Origin of the sequence: Sulfitobacter sp. HI0040, from assembly GCF_001634885.1 — a bacterium.
In the GTDB taxonomy this organism is placed as follows: domain Bacteria; phylum Pseudomonadota; class Alphaproteobacteria; order Rhodobacterales; family Rhodobacteraceae; genus Sulfitobacter.
Genome location: NZ_LWEX01000211.1, coordinates 1 through 1106 on the forward strand (window position 1 = coordinate 1; position 1106 = coordinate 1106).

Annotated in this window: 1 protein-coding gene and 1 pseudogene; one reads left to right on the forward strand and one right to left on the reverse strand. The window is 67.4% G+C overall.

Annotated elements, in window-relative coordinates; all coding sequences use genetic code 11:
• Window positions 1–553, forward strand: a pseudogene (locus A3728_RS23105) (ComEC/Rec2 family competence protein); the annotation flags it as partial.
• A 28-nt stretch (window positions 554–581) separates the two neighbouring features.
• Here the strand turns inward: A3728_RS23105 and lexA are convergent.
• Window positions 582–1106 (reverse strand): transcriptional repressor LexA (gene lexA / locus A3728_RS12205; RefSeq protein WP_067923962.1); only part of this gene is annotated, 525 nt, incomplete at its 5' end.

Genomic DNA, 1106 nt, shown 5'->3' on the forward strand with positions numbered 1-1106 from the left:
GCCGGGGCCTGTCGTGCTGCCCATGCTCGCCCTGGGTGCGCTAACCGTGATCCTCTGGCAGGGGCGGTTGCGCTGGTCCGGCCTGCTGCTCATGGCCGGGGCGATCTGGCTATGGCAGACGACGGCCCGGCCCGCCGTTCTGATCTCCGACAGCGGATCGCTTGCCGGTGTCATGACGCAGGAGGGAAGAGCGTTGAGCAAACCGCGGGGCGCTGGTTTCGTTGCGGGCAACTGGTTGGAAAACGACGGCGACGGTGCCACGCAGGAAGAGGCCGCAGCACGGTGGAACGGGTCGCTGGCTATCGCAGGCTTGCCGGTCGTGCCCCTGGCCGGGAAGCGCGCGGTGGCGCGGTTCGGCCCCTGTGATGCGCCCATGGTGATCGTGGCATCCGCCGCATTCACGGCACCGCGGGCCGAAGGCTGCCTGATCTTCGATCCGCCGTCCCTGCGCCGGACGGGGGCCGTGGCGCTCTATGATCGTGGAAATGACCTGCGCATCGTCACGGCGCGGGACCGGGCGGGTGACCGGCTCTGGAGTCGCTGGCCGGAATGACAAAGCATCCCCGTCCACCGTCGCCCATTCAATAAGTGCGGATCAGTCCCACCAGCCGGCCCTGAACCTTCACCTGTTCGGCAGGCAGCACGCGGGTTTCGAACGCCGGGTTCGCCGCTTCCAGCGCGATGGAACTGCCCTGTCGACGGAACCGCTTCAGCGTCGCTTCGTGATCCTCGACCAATGCGACGACGATATCGCCGTTGTCCGCCGTGGACGTTTCGCGGATCACCACGACATCCCCGTCGTTGATCCCCGCCTCGATCATCGAATCCCCGCGCACTTCGAGCGCATAGTGATCGCCCGAACCGCTGATCATGCCGCCGGGAACGGAAATGGAATGTGACATCTGGTTGATCGCCTCGATCGGCACACCGGCGGCGATACGGCCCATGACCGGCAGTTCGAAAACCTCGGCGCTTGTCCGGGCGGGACGGGCGGGCGCATCGTCGGGCCTGCCGCCATCGACGACGCGGGGCGCAAAACCGCCGCCTGCGGAGCCGCCAAGGCTTTCCGGCAGCTTCACGATTTCGATGGCGCGGGCCCTATGCGC